We start from the raw sequence: 23,917 nt of genomic DNA, 5'->3' as shown, positions 1-23,917 counted from the left end.
TAATAGCTTATACCAAGTTTATTAAGTTTGTTCACACTCAGAAACTTAGTAAAATTGGTATTATTGCGCAACTTTGCTTATTCAAAGTTGCTGTTAATTAACTATCTTAAGTTAATTCTCAAGCGAATTTAGGCGACTTATCAGCTTATGCTAAGCAAATCTTAAGCTTAATTCAATAACATAGAAACACTTACTTTGAGGTGTTTTTATGACCATTAAATTTCATAATATTTTTGCCAATACACTGATGACGGCTATATATCTGCTCCGCCGCGCTAAAACCTTACTGCTCGCAACAAGCAAACTAGAAAAGCCAGTAAAGCTATGGTTATCACATAGCAGACTCAGCTATGCTGCGCTTACAGTTATAAGCACAGACTTGTTTTCGAGTGACGAAAAATGAACAAAGTCATGCAGTTTTTTAATCAGAAAACCTTAACTACCAATCAGTTATTATTCGCTACTTGTAGCTATTTAGCATTAATATTAAATTTACCCTTTCTCACCAGAGCATCGACAGCGATAGCCGCACTAGAAAACTACAATATATTTTTCTTAATTTCTTTGCCGTTTTTTCTCTTGAGCTTAATGCTACTTTTACATGGCTTGCTTGCTTTTAGATGGATAACCAAGCCAATATTAATACTGACAGTGACAGTGTCAGCCCTAATATTTTATGCCACTGTTACTTATGGTATTGTGTTTGACTACGGTATGGTGCAAAACACCTTTGAAACCGATACAGCGGAAGCTCTAAGCTATGTAAACTTTTACGCACTGGGCTTTTTTATTATTTTTGCCGCCATCCCTTGTTGGCTAATTTATTCTATAAAGCTGACCTACAAACCATTTTTACAAGAATTATTTAGCCGTGTAAAGCTGCTCAGTGCCAGCCTCGCATTTGCATTTTTAGTGGCCATTGTATTCTATTCCAACTATGCCTCTGTCGGTCGAAATAACAAAGATATTGCCGGTTATATCATCCCATATAAAATGATAGATTCTTCTTACAAATTTATAAGGAATCATTACTTTTATCCACCATTAAAGTTTCAAGTCTTAGACACTAACCCTTCGATTATACGGGGAAATAATAAAAAACATGTTACTGTTATGGTATTAGGAGAAACCGCTCGAGCGATGAGTTTTTCACTCAATGGCTATCCGAAAGAGACTAATCAATATACTGAGAAACAAGGCGTTGTGTCTTTTTCAAATATGACCTCTTGTGGCACAGCCACTGCAGTTTCAGTGCCGTGTATGTTTTCACGCTTAGATAAGAGTAATTATGACAAGCGTATCGCAACAGCCCAGCAAAATGTCGTTGATATTATTCGTTTGGCAGGTGCTGATGTTTTGTGGATAAGTAATAATAATGGCAGCTGCAAAGGGGTTTGTACTCGTGTCAAAAGCGAACAAATAGCAACCGATATATCAAACCCGTTATGCGACGGAGAGTATTGTTACGATGAGGCTCTACTAAAGCCCTTAAGGGCTAAGCTTAAAAATATTACTCAGGACAATACCTTAATAGTGCTGCATATGATTGGCTCTCATGGCCCGACATATTTTAAACGCTATCCTAAAGATAAGCGAATATTTACCCCCGACTGTCAACGTAGCGATATTCAAAATTGCACACATGAAGAACTGGTAAATACCTATGATAATACTATCGCTTATACTGATTTTGTACTATCAAAAGTCATTACTGAGATGGCAACATTAGCCGAAGAGCAAGCAATGGAAACGTCAGTATTATATATTTCAGATCACGGTGAATCTCTGGGAGAGAAAGGGGTTTATTTACACGGCCTACCCTATGCATTTTCCCCGGAAGAGCAAACACATATCCCAATGATTTATTGGAATGATAAGCAGCAGACCGATTTTAGTTTAAGTTGCCTCGCTCAAATGTCGGATGCGCCACTAACTCACGATAATGTTTTTGATACTCTGCTCAGTATTATGTCAATTCAGTCGAGAGCCTATATCAATGATAAAGATTCATTTATTCACTGTAAGTCACTATCGGCAATTGCCCGAACCACCACAGTTAACTCACAAAATTTGGAGATTTTAAACTAGTGTTTAACAACAAAGATAAGCCCAAAGGCATAAAACGTATTTACTTAGCGTCATTAAATTCTTTTCGGGCTTTTAAATGGTTATATCAACATGAGTCAGCGTTTAAACAAGAGTTACTTTTACTGTGTTTATCCGTGCCAATTAGTTTTCTTTTTGATATTAGTAGCACTGAGCAGTTAATACTTGTGCTGGCGATTGTCTTTATCATTTTTACCGAAGTGCTCAATACCGCTATTGAGGCCGTGGTTGATCGGGTAGGATTGGAGATTCATCCCTTGTCAGGATTAGCAAAAGATTTAGGCTCGGCTGCTGTGCTCATCAGTATGGTTATCGCCATGATAATATGGCTAATAATATTATTTTAACCCCCTCATTAGCTTTATTTCAGTTTATCTTAAGTAAGTCTTAAGGTTGGTTATTTAAAGTAAGCATTGTGTTTCATTACTAATACCAAACGACAATGCTTACTTCAATAATTTATCTTCTACGACCATTTTTGCTATTCATTTTGATATTAGTGATCACTTTATTTGTTTCAAGGCTTGGTTTTAGCTTTTGGCAATTTGAACGAATAACAAACACGGGAAGCTTACTAACATTATTGTTTAATGGCTTGAGAATTGACTTAAGTACCATTGGCTACTTGTTAGTAATTCCTGCTTTAATACATCCTTGGGCGATGCTTAACGACAAGTTATCCGCACTGTGGCTAACTTTACTTAAATGTATATTTACGATTATTTTTATTAGTGTTTTGTTTTTTGAACTAGCAACACCTGCTTTTATTACTGAATATGGCTTTCGTCCCAATCGATTATTTATTGAGTATCTGGCCTACCCGAATGAAGTCATAAAAATGCTTTTCAATGGCCACCTAGTTACCCTAATTATTGTTATTTCATTACTGATATTCACCAGTAAAGTATTTTGGCAATTAAGTCACAAGCTATTCAAGCGTTATCAGCCAGTAGGAAAAAGTAAAATAGCGCCATCGGTTATTTCTTCTTGTCTTCTGGTTATTGTACTTTTTGCTTTTGCCAGAGGCACAGCTGGACATCGTCCCATTAATCCTTCATTAGTCTACTTCTCAACCGATCCATTGATAAATTCACTAACGCTTAATTCTATTTACAGCGTTGCGCATGCTTATAAACAATTTGGTGATGAAGAAAACGCCGCTAAGTTATACGGAAAAATGAATGAGAAAGACCTCATTGATATTATTCAAACTGAAACACAACTAGATCCCCAATCGTTTATTCTTTCAGATCTACCGTCATTAAATAAACGTTTACCTGTTTATCAAGGCAAAGCGAAAAACCTAGTTATCATCTTAGAAGAAAGTTTAGGCGCACAATTTGTATCCTCTTTAGGGGGCATAGCATTAACACCCGAAATAGATAAATTAAATAATGACGGTTGGGCCTTTAAAAATTTATACGCCACAGGTACGCGATCAGTGCGAGGAATAGAAGCGGTCATTACAGGTTTTACTCCAACGCCTGCAAGAGCCGTTGTTAAGTTAGGTAAATCTCAACAGAATTTTTTTACCATCGCAAGTCTATTAAAAGACAATAACTATAGCACCCAATTTATTTATGGTGGTGAAAGCCACTTTGATAATATGAAAAGTTTCTTTTTAGGTAACGGCTTTAACGACATTGTCGATTTTGATGATATCGAAAAACCTAAATTTGTTGCCTCTTGGGGCGCCAGTGATGAAGATTTATTTAATCAAGCAAACGTAGAGCTCAATAAACTACATAGTGCAGATAAACCTTTTTTCAGTTTTATTTTTTCATCAAGTAATCATGATCCTTTCGAAATTCCAGAAGCTGTTATTACGCCTATCAATTATACCCAAGCACAACTCGACAAATACGATGCAAAAGAATTAGCTCGCCATAAAGCTATTCAATACGCAGATTATGCCTTAGGTAAATTTATTGCCAAAGCTAAAACACAAGCATACTGGCAGGATACCGTATTCCTGATTGTTGCTGACCATGACGCTAGAGCATCTGGTAGTGATTTAGTGCCGATTAATAACTTTCATATTCCCGGCATTATTCTCAATTCAGGCAAAGAGAATATCCTTGACGAAAGAGTAGTGAGCCAAATCGATTTAGCCCCGACCTTATTATCATTAATTGGTATTGAAAACATATCGCCAATGCTCGGCCATGATCTGAATAACAAACAAGCAGCAGGAAGAGCCATGATGCAATATGCAGATAACTTTGCTTATATGAAAAATGACAATGTTACCATTTTACGCCCAGATAAAGCGCCCTTAGCTTTTAATTACAGCCCTAGCACTCATCAATTAACGCCAACGACATTAAACTCTCAACAAGAGAAAGTAGCCTTAGCTCACGTACTCTGGGGCTGCTTAGCTTACGAGAAAAAATGGTATCCATCGGGCCAAGCCTTACGTTTCGATCTGGCAGCTAGCGCACAAAATAGTTCAATAACACCTATCACACAGTAGCGGATTAAAACGATTATTGCTTAAGGCTATAGTTGATTAAGATGCTTGCAATTATGGTCTGCTTATAAGCATCAGCTAGCCTGATATCACCAAGGTTAATATTTTATTGCTAGCGCATAATGCGATGAAAAAACAATCAAAAATTATGGATTAGCTAAAATACCAACAAGCCCAAGAAAACCCTAAGCAATTGTAAAATAAAATAATAATTCTAGGAATTAAATTCAGCCGTGCTAAATTAATTCTTTATGACTACTATTAAGGTAATCATAATGTAATTATTGGATCTCGCTTAATGGGCTCAAGTAAAGTTTGCAAAATGTTAACTCATCAATATGTTATCAATGATCCACTGCACCAACTATTTGATGCAGTACGTGCTATTTCTGTACAAGGATATGATGAGCAACGACGTGTGATCTATTGGAATAAAGGCAGTGAGTTGCTTTATGGTTATAGTAAAGAGCAAGCGAGAGGGGAGAAAATAGAAGACCTAATTATCCCTGAAAAATTGCGTAAAATAGTGGTTAATGCACACCATAATTGGATAACAAAAGACATAGAGATACCAGCAGCTGAGATCACGCTACGTAAAAAAAATGGTCATGAAATATCGGTTTTTTCAAGCCATGTCATGTTCACAAATCAATATAACAACAAGCAAATGTACTGTATTGATATTGACCTAACGGATGTAAGACAAGCACAGGCACAAGCACTATTTAAAGAGCATATGCTTGAAACTATCTTTGAAGCCATTCCTGATTTATTTTTTTTGATGGAAGCTGATGGCACCATTCTTGATTATCATGCCAATAACAAAAATAACCTTTACATTTCAGCAAATGAATTTATCGGCAAAAATATGACGGAGGTATTACCTGAAAAAATTGCCAACCAGTTTAAAAGTCATATCAGGAAAACCATACAACAAGAAACAATGACATGTTTTGAATATGAGCTATCTATGCCACATGGCTTAGGATACTTTGAGGCAAGAATTAGCCATCTAGCAAAATATAAACAAGTGATGGTGATAGTTCGTGATATTACCGAGCAACATAAATCGGCCGAGTTGATCCGTCATCAAGCCTATTATGACAGCTTAACTTTATTACCAAATCGTTTTTTAGCACTCGATCGCTTATCGCAAATACTGATTGAAGCAGAGCGAAATAATGAAAAAGCTGTGGTGCTGTTTCTGGATTTAGATGACTTCAAGAAAGCCAATGATTCATTAGGCCACGAAATAGGCGATAAACTCTTGATAGAGTCAGCAGCTCGACTACAGCAAGTCTTACGCAAAGAAGATACTGTCGGACGCTTAGGCGGTGATGAATTTATTATCTTACTAAGAGGGCTAACTGAACATCATAATGCTTTAGCTATTGCGGAAAATTTACTTAAAGCTTTTAGAGAGCCGTTTAAAATTGGTGGTCGAGAGTTAATATTAACCATGAGTATTGGTATTGCTATATATCCTAAGAATGGTACTTGCGCTTCTGACTTACTGCGCAATGCCGATACCGCAATGTATCAAGCAAAAGCACTAGGACGTAATACCTATTCATTTTTCACTAAAGAAATGAATACCAGCATGCAACGACGCTTTAAAATTGAAGAACAAATGCATGGTGCACTCGAACGTAATGAGTTTGAATTACATTATCAAGCTCAGTTTGATGCCAAAAATGAAAATATTATTGGCGCAGAGGCTTTACTGCGTTGGTATAATCCTAAACTCGGTCATATAACCCCAGAAGAATTTATTCCAATCGCGGAACATACCGGCCTCATTGTACCTATTGGTCAATATGTTATGAGGCAAGCATTAAACTTTTTAACTCAATGGCAAAATGCAGATCAACAGCAATATACTATGGCGGTTAATTTATCACCTCGTCAATTCAGAGATATGGGATTACTCAGTTTTATAGAAAACACCTTACGCGAGAGCAATATCAGCAGTAAATATTTAGAGCTTGAAGTTACTGAAGGGGTGTTAATGAGTGGCCAATCATATATACACCAAGCGTTAGAGCAAATTAATGAGCTTGGGATAAAGTTATCAATGGATGATTTTGGTACTGGTTATTCATCATTAAGTTACCTCAGGCAGTATCCATTTGATGTCCTTAAAATTGATCGCAGCTTTATCAATGGCATCACGTTAAATGAAGCTGATTACAACTTAGTAAAAGCAACCATCGCCATGTCACATAGTTTAGGATTAACAGTTGTTGCTGAGGGTGTTGAAACGAAAGAACAATTACTATTACTGCGAGATTTAGATTGTGACTTCATACAAGGATACTATTTTAGTAAGCCGATACCCGCCATGCAGTTACTTGAGTTTTCAGCACGTTATTATCAATAATTGGTATTTAAAATGCCCAACCGCTACAAAGCAATTACTTATGTAATTACACTTATAAATGCCCATATTATGTTGGCGTGAATACCGCCCACTTGGGGCGTGCTACCCTGATGCTAGTTTTACAAGTTCTTTGATAAAAAGCCTTAACATTACTGTTAAGGCTTTATCTAATAACTAAACTCAACAACTAAACGGTATTTTACCACTTGAGCTTAATCTTTACATTGAAACTAAAGACAACAACGTAATCATTAACAACTACTGGCTATCTAAATAGGTTTCAACTGCTTGTGCACGTCTCTCTGCATGTTCTTTTAACTGTTCAATCGCTTGATAGAAATCGCTTTCACTATTTAAAAATGAATATCCTGATAGCTCTGTTGTTGCATAAGGTGCTACCAATGCAGCGTAACTGTCATAAGCGGCTTGCATCGTATTCGTTTCAAAAGCGCCGCCTATAGCTGCCAATACATATTCGTTGTAGCGTGCTCTATAAACATCATCAGCATACAGCTTGGCAATTAATGGCCAGCTAACACTATCAAGATTAGAAAAATCAAGATCTAGGGCGCCTGACATTTTACCCTCTTGTAGCGCTTCATTATTATCCCAAGGGATCCAGGTTAGCTTTGCTGTTTCTGGGTTATTATAAAGATAATAGTTATGTGTCATACGGCCATAGGTATCCCAGTTTTGTATGATGCCATTCACCGCTAAATAGTGTAAAAAAACATCGACATCAAAAACCGCTTCAAGGTTTTCTCGCCATGTATCTGGTGCCGTGGTTCTTGTTTCTGCATGCAAGGCATCAAAAAGCGCAATGATATCTGACCAATCTTCGTCGTCTTCATTGGTTTTCTTGGTAAAGTTTTCTTCATTAAAACTACCGTCAACAAAATCGGCGCCACTGTCTTCTGGCTTGTATAAATTACCATTGTCATCAGCAAACTGTGTTTCAAGCACGGTATCGTCTATTTCTTCTATTAAGGTGTATAAGCCAAAATATTCCGGTCCGTTACCATGATCAACATACAGTGTGTAAAAAGCAGTATTAGATATTGCCATGCCTGAGTCTCTAAACACGTCAGCAGCAACCTTTTCACGTAAAAAAGAGCTGTCATCGAAATTATTTTTTAAACTGAATTTTTTAAAGCCATAAAATCGCTGGTTATCAATTTGTGGATAGTCATCTTCGAATTCATCAAAATCCATTTTAAATGAAAGCTTAAGTATTCCTTGCTGCCAACTTGTTTGTAATGATGAATTACCTTTAAAACGAAGGCCAACTCGATACCATTGCTTATCGTCATAATAGACCTCAGCGGGGACAAAAATAGGATCTTCATCAACATCACTTAAACCAGCACCCGCTGAACGTTGACCAAATTCTCCATACAGTCCAGTCATATCATCAAGCATACTTTGCCAGCGCTCAGACGTTATAACAAAGTCGAAACGTTTAACTTGGGTATTATCAAAAACCTCGTCAAAGTCTGGCTCCGCACTTTTGCTATGTGTAGCATCGGTCCAATCTGTTGTTTCAAAATCGGTATCTGTTATCTCAGTACTGATAGGGTCAGAAGGAACCTCTGCCACTATTTCCACTTCAGCTACGTCAGTGCTATCACTACCACCGCATCCTGATAAGGTAAATGCTAAGCTAACGGTTGACAGTAAAGCCAACTGTTTTAGCGTCTGATTAAATTTATGATAAGACAAGTTATTCAACATATTAAACCTACTATTAGTTAACTTTAATTCTTTAGTGGTGTATTTAAATGATGCATTTAAATGGCGTATTTGAACGAAGTTAGTTTTAAGTACCTCCGTTCAAGTTGATGCATTAAAGGTTACATAAGCAATGTGCAAAAAATGGGTAAACAATGAGTAAATGTGAAATAGTTTATGATGAGTTTAATTTACGCTTATTTAATGCCGGTCTAAAAGCTCAACGTAGACCTCTAAACTAAAATGAATATCACTGCATTTATTAAGATAAAAGTATTAAGACAAAAAACACTATGGTTATTTAACGAGCATTATTTTTTATTCATCCATATTTTTTGCACATTGTTTTGTTATGCTAAAACAAAGGGAAATACGACGATAGTTAAGGCTTTACATGCAGCTATATAACTGTAATGTTCACGTACTATCAAGAGCAGCGTGTTATTACACTAAAATGCCATTGCTTTCAAACAAGCGTGAAGTCCCATCTTTTATTACTTTTGAGATTAGTAATTATCAATGAAAATTCAGAATAAGTTATTTGTGTTTTTATTCAGCTTTAGCCTGATATTAGTGACCGTTTTGGTATCGCTGATGCAGTGGAGCATAGATAAAGGCATGATCGAATATGTTATTTCCAAAGAAGTGGAAACCTTAAAGCCGGTATTGTCTAAGCTTGCTGATGAATATGAAATCGACAATAGTTGGCGTTCTATGGTGGGTAAAAATCATAAATTTGGTCAGTTAATTCATCAAAAATTGGCGGGTAATGATTTTGAAATCGAGAAAAACGCACGACCACCGAGAAAGCAAGGCTTCAAAAACCCAGCGCATAGACCGCCACATTTAGCTGATCGTAGACCGCCAACAAGCCTTCTAGATAATAACAACAGACCACCATTTCCGCCTCAACGTGAAGCACATTATGCTTTACTCGATAGTAAGGAGGTATTGATTGCTGGCAGTTACCCGGCGAAGCTAGAATATACCAAAACACCGATAGAGTTGAATAATCAAGTTATTGGCTTTGTTGCTATATCTAAACGCAACGAACTGACACAAGGTTATGAAGTTGATTTTATCGAGCAACAACAAAAGTATTTATGGCTCATTGCCCTTATTGTTATGCTGTTAGTGGCTTTGCTGACATTACCACTTGCTCGTCATATAGTTGAACCGATTAAGCTGATCACCCGTGGCATGCATAAGTTAACTCAAGGCGATTATCAACAGTCTATTGATCTGAAGCGACAAGACGAACTCAGTGAATTAAGCCGTGATTTTAATGAACTTGCCTTAACGTTAACAAAAAATGAAAGTGCACGAAAACGCTGGCTAGCCAACATATCTCATGAACTTCGTACACCCGTCGCTATTTTACGTGGTGAATTAGAAGCAATGCTGGATAAAGTTAGGCCATTAACCTTGAGCAATATCGCTTCTGCTCATGACGAAGTTAAGCACCTGCAACGGTTAATCGACGATTTAAATCAGTTAACAAGTGCTGATATCGGTGGTATGGGTTATCGTAAACACGCAGAAGAGTTAGTATCATTAATCCAAAATGAATCAACAAAATATCGTGGTTATTTAGCCGATGCCGGCATAACACTATTACTTGATTTAGCCGTTGATGAAGCCAACATTTATGCTGACAAAACTCGCTTATATCAATTGTTCGAAAATATAATCAATAATTGTATTAAGTATTCGGGTGCAAGCGAGCTTAAAGTGTCGTTAACGGTTGATAAAACTGTCGAACAATTAACAGAAAACGATAAAGGCACCGTAACCTTAACCATTGAAGATAACGGTATTGGCGTTGATGAAGCACACTTAGCGCATTTATTTGAATATCTGTATCGCGTGGAAGACTCTAGAAATCGTGAAACCGGTGGTTTTGGCTTGGGTTTATCTATTTGCCAGCATATAGTTATCGCACATCAAGGTAAAATTAATGCCACGGCCTCTAGTTTAGGCGGTTTAGCGCTAATAATTACCTTACCTTTAGCTTAAGGAAATTAAATGTCACCTTCGATATTGATAGTAGAAGATGAAATGAAACTGGCTACTTTACTAGCCGATTATTTTACCATGGCGGAATTTAGCCCTCATTTAATTCATCATGGTGATGACGTTATTGCTTGGGTTAAAAGCAATCAGCCTAAAGCTATTTTGCTCGACATTATGCTACCGGGTAAAAATGGTATCGATCTCTGTAAAGAAATTAGGCAATTCTCTAACGTACCTATTTTAATGGTTACCGCAAAAGTAGAAGAAATAGATCGTTTGTTAGGCTTAGAGCTAGGCGCTGATGACTACATTTGCAAACCTTTCAGCCCTCGTGAAGTGGTCGCCAGAGTTAAAGCGATATTAAGACGAACGCAAACAATTGAAAATCCTAGTGATATGATCACATTGGATGAATATCGCCTTACGGTCAGTTTTCATCATCAAGAAGTCGCGCTAACCGCTGTTGAGTTTCAACTGCTAAAACCTTTAGCGGAAAAGCCCGAACGTATTTTTAGCCGCGAACAACTGATGCAAAATATGTATTCAGATCATCGTATCGTTAACAATCGCACAATTGATAGCCACATAAAAAAATTACGCAAAAAGCTCAGTGACATTAGCAATGGCAAAGATTGGGTACAATCTGTTTATGGCACCGGTTACCGCTTGGTGCTCTAGCCCTTTTTAATTTAGTCTCTTTTTTTCTTTAACCCCTTTGCTGATTTAGCCCCTTCCTACAACAGTACATTTATACCCAAGCCACTTGAAGATGCAGGATTCAGCAAGTCGAGAAAGGGTTAGCACCAAGGCATTGATTGAAGACGAAACCATGGATGGTGAAGGTAGAGCGAAGCAGGATGCCAGAGCCGAGAATGGTTGTTCCATTGTCGAAATCAATAACGCCGGAGATGACCCTTTATCAGCTTGCCCGAAGGGAGCTATATAAAACTCTCTGCTGAAAAGTAGCGGCTAATAACTTTCTTTTTATTTGCACATTGTTTGCGATTTCCCTTATTAAGCTTGTGGTGAATTTAGTTTTAGCACAAGGATTAACCAAAAATGATGAAGACTCAATCAACAATGGTGATAGCGGTCACGCTGCTATTGGTCGTATTTAATCAAGCACAAGCAAAAGAGCGTAATAACGATAGACCCGGCCCCCCGCCTTCTTTTTCATCTTTGGATACTAATGCTAATAATGAAATCGACTTTGACGAATTTTCACAACAAAAATTGCCGCATGGTGATCACAAAACAATTTTTTCTCATATCGACAGTGATAATAATGGTGTGATTAGTGAAACAGAATTTAAGGATCACAAACCGCCAGCTAAAAAAAAAGACTAAGGAATAATGCAATGATTAATAATGTTAACTCTGGTATGTCTATGCCTCCACCGCCGCCAAGATCGGAGCAAAGTTTAACGGAAGAGCAGCAGACTTTTATCACCGATACCTTAGCGGAATTTAATGCTGATGAGCTAAGCGAAGAAGATGCGCTTAGTATTATAGAGATGTTTTCACAAGCAGATATTCAACCTGGAGCAGCGCTTGAGAAAGCAATGTCTAGTGCAGGTTTTGATGCGAAAAACCTTGGTGATATCGCAGCGGCATCGGACAGCAGCAGACCGCCACCGCCTCCGCCGCCAAAACAAAGCAGCGATGAAATAAGCTCGATGGCTGACTATCTAGCTGAACTTTTAGAAGAAACCTTGGCAGCTAGTCAAAGTGAAAACCTCAGCGATGAAGATAAACAAGCGATATTGGCCCAAGTTTTTGATAAATTTAATATCGAGCCGAGCGAATCTATTATTAACACCAGTGCTTAACAAATACGGCTACCTATTCATCATAACGTTTTATAGGTAGCCGCTTTATAAATAGCGGTTCTATAAAACGTTGCGTTATTTTTAATAATAAAAATAACGCTCACTTATTAGCTAGGTCTTAGCTTCTTCCTAAATTTTCGTTAAAAAACTGCCCTTAAAATCTTTTTAAACACTTTCACATTACTTGCACATTTCCTGCACATTGACCTTTTAAGCTTGAGTTAACTATAGTTTCTAGTCCTAGTGATAAACCTTAAAGGAAAAAGCCATGCTACAAAAATTCAGCGCTTATCGTCATACCAAACCAACGCTAATAAGCTTGTTATTACTTTCTACATTAGCCGCTTGTGGTGGTAGCAGTGATAGTAACAACGATAGTGGCGAAACAATAGCCACAAATACAGCGCCAATAGCGAATGCTGGCGATGATCAAAACGTATTTATTAATAGCACAGTGACACTGTCTGGTGCGCTAAGTAGTGATGCAGATGGCGATACCCTAGGGTATTCTTGGAGCTTATCTACCATTCCCACCGATAGTGTAGCTATATTATCAAGTGAAAGTGATGTTGCCCCAACCTTTATCGCTGATGTTGTTGGCAGCTATGTTGTGCATTTAACGGTTAATGACAATCAAGAAAACAGTGAAGTCGATAGTGTTGAAATTATCGTTTCAGAAGTTTCTGATGGCAGTACGGCAAATGTTTTATGTGATTACAATTATAACGAATATAACGATTCAATTTATGTGCTTGAAGACAGCATGACACAGTGGAGCTGTACTGATAGCGAACGCTTACTAAGTGCTAATGGTGTTCCAGATCATGAGGTTGGCGAGTTTCCAAATAGTAATAATCCTAATGCGATTGAGTCACAAACAGTTTCTGATAGCCTAACGTTATCTCCTGTTGAGTCAACAACAGCAACAACCTTGGGTGGTCCTCGTGGTGTAACAGGCTACGTACTTAATGGGGTAAAAATTGATGCAGGTACGGCAGGAAGTTGTGATGATTCAGGCAATGACTGTAGCCTGATTGATAACAGCGGTAATTGGAGTATCGAAGCCTTAGGTCAAACGAGCTTTAATTTTGGTACTGATGACAACAATGCCCACGTTCAACCAGGTGGTGCATATCATTACCATGGCATGCCTGAAGGTTTTATCACTAAACAAGGTGGCAGCGACACCACTATGACCATTATTGGCTGGGCTGCTGATGGTTTTCCTATCTACGCACGTTATGGCTATAGCATTGCCAGCGATGCGACATCATCAATTAAGCTGATCACCGGTAGTTATCAACTGATCAGTGACGTTAGTAGCTCTCGCCCTTCGAAAGACATATATCCGTTGGGCACCTTCGCACAAGATTGGCAATATGTTGCTGGCTCTGGTGATTTAGATGAATGTAATGGTCGAGTTGGTGTTACACCTGAATTCCCTAATGGTATTTATCACTACTTTGCGACAGAAAGTTATCCTTACTTTCAACGCTGTGTAAAAGGTGAAGTAGAAGTTACTGGCGGCATGCCACCACCATAATTCGCTAGTTTAGCAAGAGAGTCATTGCTGTTAAGTACTCTCATCAGCGTAATATTTTACAGCAGCAAGCGGGCTGACTTTTACATCAAATCAGTCCGAACTTAATACTCATTGTTATAATTTACCGGAAATAACTTGATGAAATTGAATATTAAATTGAGAAATAAACTAAAGATGAAATTATCTCTAACAACCTTTGCCACATCAGTGATGTTAATCAGTACGTTATTTTCTCAGGCTTTATATGCTCACGTAATGGTCGCACAAAAAGGCACATTAAACGTTGCTGAAGATGGGGTGTATATGGTGATTTCGTTACCTGTTTCTGCTTTTTCAGCGATTGATGATGATAATGACGGCAAACTTTCTGCGGCGGAGTTTACTTTACATCGCTTGGAAATTATCAAGACAGTGCATAGCAAAATCACTTTAAAAGATAAAAATGGTCCACTGGCATTACAAGGCATAATGCTATCACCTGTAACTTCTCATCATTCACCTCAAACGCCTTCGTCACATTTAGTCGTTATGGGGCGTTTTACTTTAGCTACAGCAGACAGTGCACTTGAGTATCAAGTCAGTCTTTTTGGCAAAGGTGAGCATGAAGATACATTGGCCATCACAGCTACACGTAAAGGAAAAAGCGATAAACATACTTTTGAATTATCAGAGAAAAATTCAAAAGTATCGTTATTTTCCGAATAACTTATCATGTCAGGTGCTAGTTAAAGGCCGCTAATAGCCTTTAACAAGCATTCGATATGACCGTTTTTGATATCAGGGTTTATTAATGTCGATTGCTTAGTGCTACTGATAATATGACTTCAGTTCGACTTATGATACGAGTTCAATACGATGCGAATACATGTAAATACGCTTAAACACTGACTGTATTCAGCTTTCAGCACTTGTAGACTAGCTAAACAAACAAGCTCAAAAACGCTATTGCTCAGTTATTAGCGGTTAACGAGTTTACTCTTGTTTGAAAATACCAATGACCTGCTCATTCGGTCTGACTTCTTGTACCACATGTTCTTCAGGTTGCGACATTAAGTGACCACAACTAACACAGGTTACTGTCTCTACACCATTTTCTTTGGTTAATCCCATGGTGTCCATTGCCTTACATTTCGGACAAATTGCCCCAGCTATAAATCGTTTTTTCACGTTTTACTCAATTTTAGGTAATTTTTAATTCGTTTTAGCAAGATATCTGCTCAGTGTTTCTATTTTACCTTGAACAACCCCCCAAGGAAAAGCGACAATAGCGCCTTGCATTAAAAAGAGTAAATATAAATGATCACAGCTACAGATTTAAGTTTAGCCCGAGGTGCAAAATACCTCATAAAATCATCAAGTTTTACCATACACCCAAATCATAAGGTTGGACTTGTTGGGGCGAACGGCTGTGGAAAATCGTCTTTGTTCGCTAGCTTACTTGGTACCTTGCCGCCAGATTTGGGTAACCTATCCATGCCGGCAAGCTGGAAAATTGCCACCGTTAAGCAAGAAACACCAGCGCTAGAGCAATCAGCCTTAGACTATGTCATGGATGGTGATATTGAATACCGCCAGCTAGAGGCAAAATTGGCCCAAGCACGCGAAGATGATAACGGTACACTTGAAGCGACCATTATTAACCAAATTGATACCATCAATGGTTACAGCTTACCGGCTCGTTCAGCTGAGTTATTACACGGTTTAGGCTTTATGCAAGAGCAACTAGCAAACCCAGTAAAATCGTTCTCTGGTGGTTGGCGCATGCGCTTAAACTTAGCGCAAGCCTTGATCAGTCGTGCTGACTTATTGCTATTGGATGAACCAACCAACCATTTAGATTTGGATGCCGTTATTTGGTTACAGCGTTGGTTAAAAAGATTTACCGGCACTTTAGTGTTGATTTCTCATGATCGAGATTTTCTTGATGATGTTATTGGTCAAATTTTGCATATTGAGCATCAAACCGCGAAATTATACTCTGGTAACTACAGTGCCTTTGAACGCCAACGTGCAGAGCATTTAGCTCAGCAAGATGCACAATATCAAAAGCAACAAAAAGAAGTTGCCCATTTAACCTCGTTCGTTGATCGTTTTCGTGCCAAAGCCAGTAAAGCAAAACAAGCACAAAGTCGTTTAAAACGTTTGCAAAAACTACCTGATTTAGCGCCTGCGCATGTTGATAGCCAATTTACCTTCAATTTTGAACAACCTGAAACACTACCTTATCCGCTATTAGCATTAACAGAAAGTCAATGTGGCTATAATGATGAAGCTATTATTTTACAAGACGTTGGCATGACCTTAGTCCCCGGTAGCCGCATCGGTTTACTGGGCCGTAACGGTGCCGGTAAATCAACACTCATAAAGTCACTGGCCGGTGATTTAGCCTTACTTAAGGGTGAGCGTTACTGTGCACAAGATTTAAAAGTAGGTTATTTTTCGCAACATCAACTTGAGCAATTGCATATGCCTAGCAGTGCCATTGAACATATTACCCGTGCAAAGCCTGATATCACCGAATTACAAGCTCGATCGTTCTTAGGCCGCTTTGGCTTTAGTGGCGACCAAGCATTAGATAAAGTTGGCACTATGTCTGGTGGCGAGAAAGCGCGTTTAGTATTAGCACTTATCGTCTTAGAAAAACCACAGCTGCTTCTGCTCGATGAACCCACTAACCATCTCGACTTAGAAATGCGCCAGGCCTTAGTGTTAGCTTTACAAGACTTTGACGGTGCGATCATTCTTATTGCCCATGATAGATATTTATTAGAGTCATGTGTTGATGAGTTTTACTTGGTTGCTAATGGCCATGTAACAGATTTTGATGGTGACATTGATGATTATCAACAATGGTTAAATGATGATAAAAAACAATCAGTCAAAGCAAATAAAATTGTCAGCGAGCCACAAATAGACAAAAAGCAACAACGCAAAGAACAAGCTGAATTACGTAAAAAGGCCTCACCACTACGTAAACAAGCAGATAAGTTTGAAAAAATAGTACAAAAAGCACAAGATGAATTAACTGACGTTGAAGCTCAATTAGCCAATAGTGATGTTTATCAAGCAGAGCATAAAAGCAAACTCACTGAGCTACTAAAGCATCAAGCTAAGCTTAAGCAAACGTTAGAAGAAAATGAAATGCAGTGGCTTGAGCTTGAAGAACAAATTGAAGAGATAATGTCACAAGCATAATACGTTTTGTTGCTACACTTAAATTATCGCAGCATATTAAGTTGTCACGCTATCTCATCATGACAACATCAGACTATAGGACATGATAATGAAAAAATTAATCTTACTTGCACTTAGTATTGCGCTATTCGCTCAAAGCTCGGCGTACAGTGCCGATCTAGATCAAGGCATATATGAGCTAAACCGTGGTGAATTTAGAGCAGCGATTGCCGAATTTGAACCTTTAGTTGCTGAGCAATATGCACCAGCACAATATCAAATGGGGTTAATTTATTTGAACGGTTATGGCGTGATTAAAAATGCTAAAAAAGCACTCGAATTATTTAATTTAGCCGCCGCGCAAAATTATCCTGATGCTTTATTCGACCTTTCTTTACTTTATAGCGAAGGTGAAGTGACTAAACAAGATCTAAAAACTGCTTATGCCTTAATGGAAAAAGCAGCTAATAAAGATCTACCTCGTGCGCAATTTAATCTCGGCGTAATGCTCTACAACGGCAATGGCATAGAGCGGAATTACCTACAAGCCTCGCGCTGGTATCAAAAAGCCGCCGATCAAAACTATGCCTTGGCGCAATTTAACCTAGCGTTAATGTACTTTGAAGGTAAAGGGCTTCCTCAAAGTACCGAAATGTCATACATTTGGAATATTATTGCCGCTAAAAATGGCTATCGTGCGGCGGAAAAAAGTCGTGATATGGACGAGTATAAATTATCTGTAGAGCAAATTAAAACTGCACGAGAAAAAGCTGACACCATTCACCGTAAAATCATCGAGCAACGAGAATTAAAACTAAGAAGGTTTCTTTAAAACCAAGATCTTTAGGGGCTATTGATCTTTCACTTTATAGCTATGTTGCACTTGAAAAAGTTGGCAATTAAGGCGCTTCATATAATGTTTGCTTGCTCCAAATACATATTAAGCAACAAAGATTGACGCTTTTTCAAGGCAAGCCAAGGGGCTATGACTATAATAAGTAACCTTCACTTAACAGCCCGTAAGGTTACTTTTTCGGTTATACAAGTCGAGCTTTGAAGTTTTCTTTATAACGTCGAGATAAATTTAAGCTTTTTCCATTGGTTAATTCAACCTCGCTATCACCAGAGCTTAACGGGGTGATTGACTCAACATAATTTAGATTGATCGCATGCGAGCGATGAATACGACAAAAACCCTTAGCCTCTATCTGCTCACTTAACTGTGTCAATGTCGCACGCGTAGGGTATATACGTGACGTGGTTTAATTTAGGTGCTGCGCTAGAGGCCTCTATTTTGATATTAATCACCTTCATTGCATGCTTACTCAGCTATGAAGTTATTAAACGCATCAATGTATTAAGACCTTGCTTTGAGCTAAAAATGAAAGCAACAAAACATTCACTCTGTCAACGCATTACCGACACCATAGCAACCATATTGATTATTCCCTTTGCCTTGGAGATATTGATTTAAATGAAAAAACTTATCGATATAACAAAGAGATTCAGTAGATAAACTGACGATGATAGTGATCTAAATCAACAAATAAAGTAGGGTTATTATTTACAATGGTTATCTACCCTATTAACCATTTTAATATCTTTTGGAGTAAGTTATGAACATTTTAGATATGCTACTCAACGACCCTATTGTACTGATTTCTTTTATTGGCTTAGCTGTTCTGTTAGGTATTGGTGGCTTTTATATTTATTACTTTGCAAAGCACATTAGTGAAGATAAGCAGTAGTTTATTGCCTGCAGCTAAATAATATTGTTGCTTAAATACCAGTGATAAGCACTTGTGACGAGATAAATATCTCGTCATCGAGCCGCAAACTGGGCGCTAACAATAAGCCATTACAATATTTCGAGGCCGGATAGAACGATACTATTGAACAAAATGTTTAATTTAACTTCATAAAACATCTTGTTGATACAAAATCGTTTTTTCTACTAATACCAATTTGATTAAATTTCTTCCCAATTCAGAACGCTTCTCGATGTGCAAAAACAAGGCGAATTTGTTTCGGTTTAGTCACTCTACATTAAATAAATTTAACGATGTTAGTGAATATCGAGAAAGCTCCTAGAGCTCGAGTTTAAAAGGTTTACATACTGCGTTATTGATTTTGACAAGGAGCTCACAGCGATGTAAGTCATTAGAACAACGCAGGAGCAGTTGTCGAGAATAACCCTTATCTTCAATCAATGCCTTGCATGGATGTAGGTACTTAGGTTCAGTCTGGAACTATGAACCTGTGCCGCTAAGCCTTTTAATTCTCGCTGAGTGGGAAAGAACTTAATCAATTTGGTATAAATAGCACTTATGGGCATTAGCGTACTTTTAACGTACAATAACTTTTTGTATTATTTACTATTACCGCATTATGTTTACCAAAAGCTCTTTCAGCCCTGCTTGGTGGCTCAAAAATCCTCACCTGCAAACTGTTGCCGCTAAATTTTTTAGGCGTCATCATAATATTACTACAACCGATGAAACCTTAGAGTTACCCGACGGTGACTTTATTGACTTAGCTTGGACTGAAAAAGTGAACTCGGCATGTACTCGCCCGATTGTTGCGGTTTTACACGGTTTAGAAGGCTCAAAAAATAGCCATTACGCTAAGGGCATGTTATCAGCAATTAAAGCGCAAGGTTGGGTAGGAGTATTGATGCATTTTCGTGGCTGTAGCGGCCGACCTAACCGTATGGCAAAATCTTATCATAGCGGTCAAACCTGTGATGTTGACTATTTTAGCCAACACCTTGCTAAGTATTACCCAGAGGCGAAAAAAGCCATTGTCGGCTTTTCATTAGGTGGCAACGTTTTAACAAAATACTTAGCAGAACAAAAACAAACGACTTATCAAGCAGCTTGTGTTATTTGTGCTCCACTTGACCTATCAAGCTGCTGCGACCGAATTAACCAAGGATTTTCTCGCGTCTATCAAAAATATCTGGTTGATATGCTCAAAGCCAGTACGATAAAAAAAATAGATGCTAAATTGCTGAATAGTGTTGATATAAAAAGTTTACAACATATTCGATCAATTCGAGATTTTGATCAAATGATTACCGCTCCTATCAATGGCTTTGCAGATGCGAATGACTATTATCAACGCTCAAGTGGCAGAGATGTGCTTAAAGACATCGCCGCACCCTGTTTGATCATTCATGCCAGCGATGATCCTTTTTTATGTGATAAAAATACCACGGCTATCACTATGCTACCGCAGCAGATGACCTTTGAAATAAGTGCCCGTGGCGGTCATGTTGGCTTTATTAGCGGTAGTAATCCATTCAAGCCTAAATTTTGGCTTGAACAACGCATTCCAGAGTTTTTCACGAGATACTTATGATTATTGCCTTAGATCAATTACCTACCGAGACCTTAAACGCCATCATCGAGAACTTTGTGCTAAGAGAAGGTACTGAATATGGCAGTGAAGATGTTTCTCTGACTGACAAAATAAGCCAAGTTCATCAGCAACTAAAACAAGGCTCCGCACTATTGGTTTATTCTGAATTACATGAAACGGTGAATATTCTTCCCGCAGCGCAATTTAATGAAGGCAGTGAAGAAATAATAGAATAAAAAAGGCACTGAAGCAGTACCTTTATAAATTCAATAAAAACAAACTTAGCGAACAAATGTCACCGAAAAACTGACCGGTACAACATAGTCAATGCTCGGTAACGAGGCTAACTCTTTTAATTTATTAATACCAGCCACCAGCGAAAAAGCCTCCGCTTTGATAAAAAATGGTTGGCTTGTATGCACTAACATTTGTTTTTCAGTCAATTTAATCACATTGACATTAATGCTGACAGCTTGCTGTTGGCCATGAAAGTCTATTTGTCCATCGACGGTTAACTGTTTAACGTCGCCCGTTTTTAAGGCTGCAAGCATAGTATTATCAAGCTGAGCACTAAACGTTGCAGAAGCGTATTTATTGCTTTCAAAGACAAATTGTTTCATGCGCTCATCACGAATGACAATATTAGTGTTAACACTAGCTAAGTCGACATTAATATTAACCTGTGCTTTCTCATCAATATTACCGGCAAGCGTTGAGAAATGATGATTTTCTGCAATCATTGATTTTTTCACTGACATAAAGGTTAACTGCGACTTTTCATTATCGAGTTGCCATGCTGCTAACACAGGTAAACTCGTCATGATACTCGCCAGTAAAGTTATTAAAATTAAAGTTGTTTGGCGCATTGAGCACTCCATTTTTTTGATGTACGCAACTCACAATATCCCATGATACTTCAACAAGCAGTGTCAGGGGAGATATGTCAGTGCCTAAGGTTATTTAATTAAGCGTGTAGCTCTATGTGGTTTAATAATATCATGCCAAGGAATATTTTTGCTCCCTAAAGACAAAAAGTCAGGCTGCATTAACGTTTCACGTTGATTATAGGTTAAGGGATTAAATTCACTATCAATAATACTGCCACCGGCTTGTTCAATAATACAATGGCTTGCACCAGTATCCCATTCACCTGTTGGTCCGACACGTAAGTAACAATCAGCGCCACCTTCGGCAATTAAACAGTTCTTTAACGAGCAACTCCCTAAAGCAACGCGATCATAGCCATAGTCGTCATTTAAATATTGGCCCATTAAGTTAATATCTTGTCGGCGGCTTATTGCAACTTTGATCCGACGTTTACCATCATATTCTGCCACTTGTATCCTATGACTCGCGACATTATCTTCTTTAAAAGCACCTAAGTTATTTTGTCCGTAATAGGTTAGATGGTGATCTGGAGCATGAATAACCCCAATGCTCGGCCAACCATTTTCCACCAAGGCAACATTAACCGCAAAATCACCACTGCCAATAATAAACTCACCGGTACCATCAATCGGGTCTAATAACCAATAGCGCGACCACTTACTACGCTCTGTAAGTGCTAAAGCGCCAACTTCTTCAGAAATAATAGGAATATCTGGCGTGAGAGTTTTCAGTACGTCCATTAAAACATCATTAGCGGCAATATCAGCGCTTGTCACTGGGCTATTATCGGCTTTTATTTCAGCGGTGTAATCACCATTTTTATAGTGGCGACTGACTTCTTGTCCTGCTTTTTTTGCACTTTCCAGTGCCACAGACAATAACATTTCCGGGCTCATTAAATACCTCCCAAGTGATCTTTAACTAATAACAATGCGGCAAGGCTTCGAGCCTCATTAAAGTCTGGTTGCTGTAATAACTGTCGATAATCAGCTAATGACCAAGACACGACCTCTAAAGCTTCAGGTTCGTCACCCTCCAGTTTTTCAGCATAAAGTTGATCCGCTATAAAAATAGTCATTTGTGCATCAAAAAATGCGGGGGCCATCGCAACGGTCTGAATAAACGTTAAGTTTTCAGCGCCATAACCAATTTCTTCTTTCAGCTCTCTATTTGCTGCTTCGGCAGCGCTTTCGCCAGCATCAATCAAACCTTTTGGAAAACCTAACTCATAGCTATGAGTACCGGCACAATATTCTCGCACCAACAGCATGCTATGTTGATCAAGCATAGGAACGATCATCACAGCCCCTCGACCCGCGCCTGGCATACGCTCGTATTCACGTTCGACACCATTGCTGAAAGTGAGGTCAATTTGTTCTATAGCAAATAAGCGACTTTTCGCTACTTGCTTACGTGCAGTAATTTGCGGTAGTACTTTTTTTGTTGTCATAACGCCCTTTATTGCAGCAACTTAGTAAAAGAATGCATTAAAGTAAAAGCTAAAGTTTAACCATAGCACGATAACCTTGAATACATAGTCAAATCTCTTCGGTATAATCCTATAATAAACGTGTTTCTAGGGAAAAATCTATGCTTGATTGGTCAAAAATCTCAACTGTTTTACTCGATATGGATGGGACTATTCTCGATTTACATTTTGATAATCATTTTTGGTTGCATCATCTACCCCAACGTTACAGTGAACTGCATAGCGTAAATTTAGCTGAAGCTAAAAAATTACTCCTTGAGCATTACCAAAGAGTTGAGGGCACAATAGACTGGTATTGCTTAGATTATTGGGCCGAGCAAACGCAACTATCTATTACTGACTTAAAGCGAGAGGTGCAACATTTAATTCAGTTACGCAGTGATGCCCATGACTTTCTTTGTGCACTCAAATCTTCAGGCCGTGACATTGTACTCGTGACGAACGCTCATCCTGCTAGCTTAGCACTCAAAATCGAACGTACTCAATTAGACAAATACTTTGATACGCTTTACTCTACGCATGAGTTTGGTGTTACGAAAGAGTCTCAACTGTTATGGCAACGACTACAAGAAAAGCATGGCTTTATTTTAGAGAATACACTTTTTGTTGATGATAATATCACTATACTCAATTCAGCTAAAAAGTATGGCTTTGAACATTTATTGGCGGTGGCAAACCCTGATAGCCAACAAGACAGTCGTGTGATTAATGAATATCCCGCAATTATCGATTACAGTGAATTTCTAGCAGAAATAAAGGCAACGGCTCAGAACTAACCCGAGCAGGTGAACTCACTTAGCGAAACAATCCCTAGGAACACGAAAAGTGAGTTGAATATAAATTAACCCCACTTCGGGTTAAGCTACTTTACCCAACAATGCTATTTAAACGCCTATCAGCGTTATTTTTACGCCCAATAGCTCGCTATTGGTTTGTA

General features: G+C 38.3%; 23 protein-coding genes and 1 pseudogene. 18 read left to right on the top strand and 6 right to left on the bottom strand.

Going from position 1 to position 23,917, the window contains the following annotated elements:
• Positions 1–399: 399 nt before the first annotated feature.
• From FGD67_RS14360 to FGD67_RS14345, 4 genes are all read left to right on the top strand, one after another.
• Complete coding sequence (locus tag FGD67_RS14360; protein WP_257171811.1) at positions 400–2,088, top strand: phosphoethanolamine transferase; 1,689 nt, start codon at positions 400–402, stop codon at positions 2,086–2,088.
• Positions 2,088–2,453, top strand: a complete 366-nt coding sequence (locus tag FGD67_RS14355) for a diacylglycerol kinase (protein ID WP_257171810.1) — start codon at positions 2,088–2,090, stop codon at positions 2,451–2,453. The genes FGD67_RS14360 and FGD67_RS14355 overlap by 1 nt, the downstream gene beginning before the upstream one ends.
• Before the next feature lie 95 nt (positions 2,454–2,548).
• The gene (locus FGD67_RS14350; RefSeq protein ID WP_257171809.1) at positions 2,549–4,579 is read left to right on the top strand and encodes an LTA synthase family protein; all 2,031 of its coding nucleotides are present in this window, start codon (positions 2,549–2,551) and stop codon (positions 4,577–4,579) included.
• A gap of 295 nt (positions 4,580–4,874) precedes the next feature.
• Complete coding sequence (locus FGD67_RS14345; protein WP_257171808.1) at positions 4,875–6,956, top strand: bifunctional diguanylate cyclase/phosphodiesterase; 2,082 nt, start codon at positions 4,875–4,877, stop codon at positions 6,954–6,956.
• A 258-nt stretch (positions 6,957–7,214) separates the two neighbouring features.
• Here FGD67_RS14345 and FGD67_RS14340 read toward each other — a convergent pair whose 3' ends face one another.
• Positions 7,215–8,687 carry a CotH kinase family protein gene (locus FGD67_RS14340; RefSeq protein ID WP_257171807.1) on the bottom strand — a complete coding sequence of 491 codons (1,473 nt, stop codon included), beginning with the start codon at positions 8,685–8,687 and terminating at the stop codon, positions 7,215–7,217.
• Between the two features lie 591 nt (positions 8,688–9,278).
• Between FGD67_RS14340 and FGD67_RS14335 the strand changes: the two genes are divergently transcribed.
• From FGD67_RS14335 to FGD67_RS14305, 7 genes are all read left to right on the top strand, one after another.
• Positions 9,279–10,700: an ATP-binding protein gene (locus tag FGD67_RS14335; protein ID WP_257171806.1), complete on the top strand. Its 1,422-nt coding sequence runs from the start codon at positions 9,279–9,281 to the stop codon at positions 10,698–10,700.
• A gap of 9 nt (positions 10,701–10,709) precedes the next feature.
• Positions 10,710–11,375, top strand: coding sequence for a response regulator (locus FGD67_RS14330; protein WP_257171805.1), 666 nt, complete (start codon positions 10,710–10,712; stop codon positions 11,373–11,375).
• 85 nt (positions 11,376–11,460) lie between these two features.
• The gene (locus tag FGD67_RS14325) at positions 11,461–11,643 is read left to right on the top strand and encodes a hypothetical protein (RefSeq protein ID WP_257171804.1); all 183 of its coding nucleotides are present in this window, start codon (positions 11,461–11,463) and stop codon (positions 11,641–11,643) included.
• Positions 11,644–11,756: 113 nt separating this feature from the next.
• A complete protein-coding gene (locus tag FGD67_RS14320) occupies positions 11,757–12,044 on the top strand; it encodes an EF-hand domain-containing protein (protein ID WP_257171803.1) in 288 nt (95 codons plus the stop codon).
• 11 nt (positions 12,045–12,055) lie between these two features.
• Positions 12,056–12,526 (top strand): hypothetical protein, encoded by a 471-nt coding sequence (locus tag FGD67_RS14315; RefSeq protein ID WP_257171802.1) that lies wholly within the window; start codon positions 12,056–12,058, stop codon positions 12,524–12,526.
• Between the two features lie 268 nt (positions 12,527–12,794).
• Entirely contained in the window at positions 12,795–14,069 is a 1,275-nt protein-coding gene (locus FGD67_RS14310; RefSeq protein ID WP_257171801.1) for a YHYH protein, read from the top strand.
• A 174-nt stretch (positions 14,070–14,243) separates the two neighbouring features.
• Positions 14,244–14,774 carry a hypothetical protein gene (locus FGD67_RS14305; protein WP_257171800.1) on the top strand — a complete coding sequence of 177 codons (531 nt, stop codon included), beginning with the start codon at positions 14,244–14,246 and terminating at the stop codon, positions 14,772–14,774.
• Between the two features lie 267 nt (positions 14,775–15,041).
• On the opposite strand, the gene FGD67_RS14300 is transcribed toward FGD67_RS14305, so the two are convergent.
• Positions 15,042–15,236, bottom strand: coding sequence for a YheV family putative zinc ribbon protein (locus tag FGD67_RS14300; protein ID WP_257171799.1), 195 nt, complete (start codon positions 15,234–15,236; stop codon positions 15,042–15,044).
• Positions 15,237–15,365: 129 nt separating this feature from the next.
• On the opposite strand from FGD67_RS14300, the gene FGD67_RS14295 reads away from it, so the two are divergent.
• A complete protein-coding gene (locus FGD67_RS14295; protein ID WP_257171798.1) occupies positions 15,366–17,264 on the top strand; it encodes an ATP-binding cassette domain-containing protein in 1,899 nt (632 codons plus the stop codon).
• 88 nt (positions 17,265–17,352) lie between these two features.
• Positions 17,353–18,075, top strand: coding sequence for a tetratricopeptide repeat protein (locus FGD67_RS14290; protein WP_257171797.1), 723 nt, complete (start codon positions 17,353–17,355; stop codon positions 18,073–18,075).
• 205 nt (positions 18,076–18,280) lie between these two features.
• Here the strand turns inward: FGD67_RS14290 and FGD67_RS14285 are convergent.
• Positions 18,281–18,499, bottom strand: a pseudogene (locus FGD67_RS14285) (LytTR family DNA-binding domain-containing protein); the annotation flags it as partial.
• Between FGD67_RS14285 and FGD67_RS21930 the strand changes: the two are divergent.
• The 4 genes from FGD67_RS21930 to FGD67_RS14265 all read left to right on the top strand — a co-directional run bounded on the left by FGD67_RS21930 (position 18,496) and on the right by FGD67_RS14265 (position 20,839).
• The gene (locus tag FGD67_RS21930) at positions 18,496–18,717 is read left to right on the top strand and encodes a hypothetical protein (protein ID WP_257171795.1); all 222 of its coding nucleotides are present in this window, start codon (positions 18,496–18,498) and stop codon (positions 18,715–18,717) included. The pseudogene FGD67_RS14285 and the gene FGD67_RS21930 sit on opposite strands and share 4 nt — an antisense overlap.
• Before the next feature lie 142 nt (positions 18,718–18,859).
• A complete protein-coding gene (locus FGD67_RS14275; protein ID WP_257171794.1) occupies positions 18,860–18,991 on the top strand; it encodes a DUF3149 domain-containing protein in 132 nt (43 codons plus the stop codon).
• Between the two features lie 640 nt (positions 18,992–19,631).
• Positions 19,632–20,603, top strand: a complete 972-nt coding sequence (locus tag FGD67_RS14270) for a hydrolase (protein ID WP_257171793.1) — start codon at positions 19,632–19,634, stop codon at positions 20,601–20,603.
• Positions 20,600–20,839, top strand: coding sequence for a YheU family protein (locus FGD67_RS14265; RefSeq protein WP_257171792.1), 240 nt, complete (start codon positions 20,600–20,602; stop codon positions 20,837–20,839). The genes FGD67_RS14270 and FGD67_RS14265 overlap by 4 nt, the downstream gene beginning before the upstream one ends.
• A gap of 45 nt (positions 20,840–20,884) precedes the next feature.
• Here FGD67_RS14265 and FGD67_RS14260 read toward each other — a convergent pair whose 3' ends face one another.
• The 3 genes from FGD67_RS14260 to nudE all read right to left on the bottom strand — a co-directional run bounded on the left by FGD67_RS14260 (position 20,885) and on the right by nudE (position 22,941).
• Complete coding sequence (locus FGD67_RS14260) at positions 20,885–21,469, bottom strand: YceI family protein (RefSeq protein ID WP_257171791.1); 585 nt, start codon at positions 21,467–21,469, stop codon at positions 20,885–20,887.
• A gap of 90 nt (positions 21,470–21,559) precedes the next feature.
• Entirely contained in the window at positions 21,560–22,387 is an 828-nt protein-coding gene (gene cysQ / locus FGD67_RS14255; protein WP_257171790.1) for a 3'(2'),5'-bisphosphate nucleotidase CysQ, read from the bottom strand.
• Entirely contained in the window at positions 22,387–22,941 is a 555-nt protein-coding gene (nudE, locus tag FGD67_RS14250; protein WP_257171789.1) for an ADP compounds hydrolase NudE, read from the bottom strand. Before nudE ends, cysQ begins: the two co-directional genes overlap by 1 nt.
• A gap of 140 nt (positions 22,942–23,081) precedes the next feature.
• On the opposite strand from nudE, the gene yrfG reads away from it, so the two are divergent.
• Entirely contained in the window at positions 23,082–23,756 is a 675-nt protein-coding gene (gene yrfG, locus FGD67_RS14245) for a GMP/IMP nucleotidase (RefSeq protein WP_257171788.1), read from the top strand.
• Positions 23,757–23,917 lie beyond the last annotated feature (161 nt).

This window comes from Colwellia sp. M166, assembly GCF_024585285.1.
Lineage (GTDB): Bacteria > Pseudomonadota > Gammaproteobacteria > Enterobacterales > Alteromonadaceae > Cognaticolwellia.
The sequence above is the reverse complement of the archived record's forward strand: the minus strand, read 5'-3'. Positions and strand labels throughout refer to the sequence as shown.

Excerpts from the sequence above, each read along its gene's own strand:
- FGD67_RS14360 (WP_257171811.1), top strand. The coding sequence starts at position 400 with ATGAACAAAGTCATGCAGTTTTTTAATCAGAAAACCTTAACTACCAAT.
- FGD67_RS14350 (WP_257171809.1), top strand. The coding sequence starts at position 2,549 with ATGCTTACTTCAATAATTTATCTTCTACGACCATTTTTGCTATTCATT.
- FGD67_RS14345 (WP_257171808.1), top strand. The coding sequence starts at position 4,875 with ATGGGCTCAAGTAAAGTTTGCAAAATGTTAACTCATCAATATGTTATC.
- FGD67_RS14340 (WP_257171807.1), bottom strand. The coding sequence starts at position 8,687 with ATGTTGAATAACTTGTCTTATCATAAATTTAATCAGACGCTAAAACAG.
- FGD67_RS14335 (WP_257171806.1), top strand. The coding sequence starts at position 9,279 with ATGCAGTGGAGCATAGATAAAGGCATGATCGAATATGTTATTTCCAAA.
- FGD67_RS14330 (WP_257171805.1), top strand. The coding sequence starts at position 10,710 with ATGTCACCTTCGATATTGATAGTAGAAGATGAAATGAAACTGGCTACT.
- FGD67_RS14320 (WP_257171803.1), top strand. The coding sequence starts at position 11,757 with ATGATGAAGACTCAATCAACAATGGTGATAGCGGTCACGCTGCTATTG.
- FGD67_RS14315 (WP_257171802.1), top strand. The coding sequence starts at position 12,056 with ATGATTAATAATGTTAACTCTGGTATGTCTATGCCTCCACCGCCGCCA.
- FGD67_RS14310 (WP_257171801.1), top strand. The coding sequence starts at position 12,795 with ATGCTACAAAAATTCAGCGCTTATCGTCATACCAAACCAACGCTAATA.
- FGD67_RS14305 (WP_257171800.1), top strand. The coding sequence starts at position 14,244 with ATGAAATTATCTCTAACAACCTTTGCCACATCAGTGATGTTAATCAGT.
- FGD67_RS14295 (WP_257171798.1), top strand. The coding sequence starts at position 15,366 with ATGATCACAGCTACAGATTTAAGTTTAGCCCGAGGTGCAAAATACCTC.
- FGD67_RS14290 (WP_257171797.1), top strand. The coding sequence starts at position 17,353 with ATGAAAAAATTAATCTTACTTGCACTTAGTATTGCGCTATTCGCTCAA.
- FGD67_RS14275 (WP_257171794.1), top strand. The coding sequence starts at position 18,860 with ATGAACATTTTAGATATGCTACTCAACGACCCTATTGTACTGATTTCT.
- FGD67_RS14270 (WP_257171793.1), top strand. The coding sequence starts at position 19,632 with ATGTTTACCAAAAGCTCTTTCAGCCCTGCTTGGTGGCTCAAAAATCCT.
- FGD67_RS14265 (WP_257171792.1), top strand. The coding sequence starts at position 20,600 with ATGATTATTGCCTTAGATCAATTACCTACCGAGACCTTAAACGCCATC.
- FGD67_RS14260 (WP_257171791.1), bottom strand. The coding sequence starts at position 21,469 with ATGCGCCAAACAACTTTAATTTTAATAACTTTACTGGCGAGTATCATG.
- cysQ (WP_257171790.1), bottom strand. The coding sequence starts at position 22,387 with ATGAGCCCGGAAATGTTATTGTCTGTGGCACTGGAAAGTGCAAAAAAA.
- nudE (WP_257171789.1), bottom strand. The coding sequence starts at position 22,941 with ATGACAACAAAAAAAGTACTACCGCAAATTACTGCACGTAAGCAAGTA.
- yrfG (WP_257171788.1), top strand. The coding sequence starts at position 23,082 with ATGCTTGATTGGTCAAAAATCTCAACTGTTTTACTCGATATGGATGGG.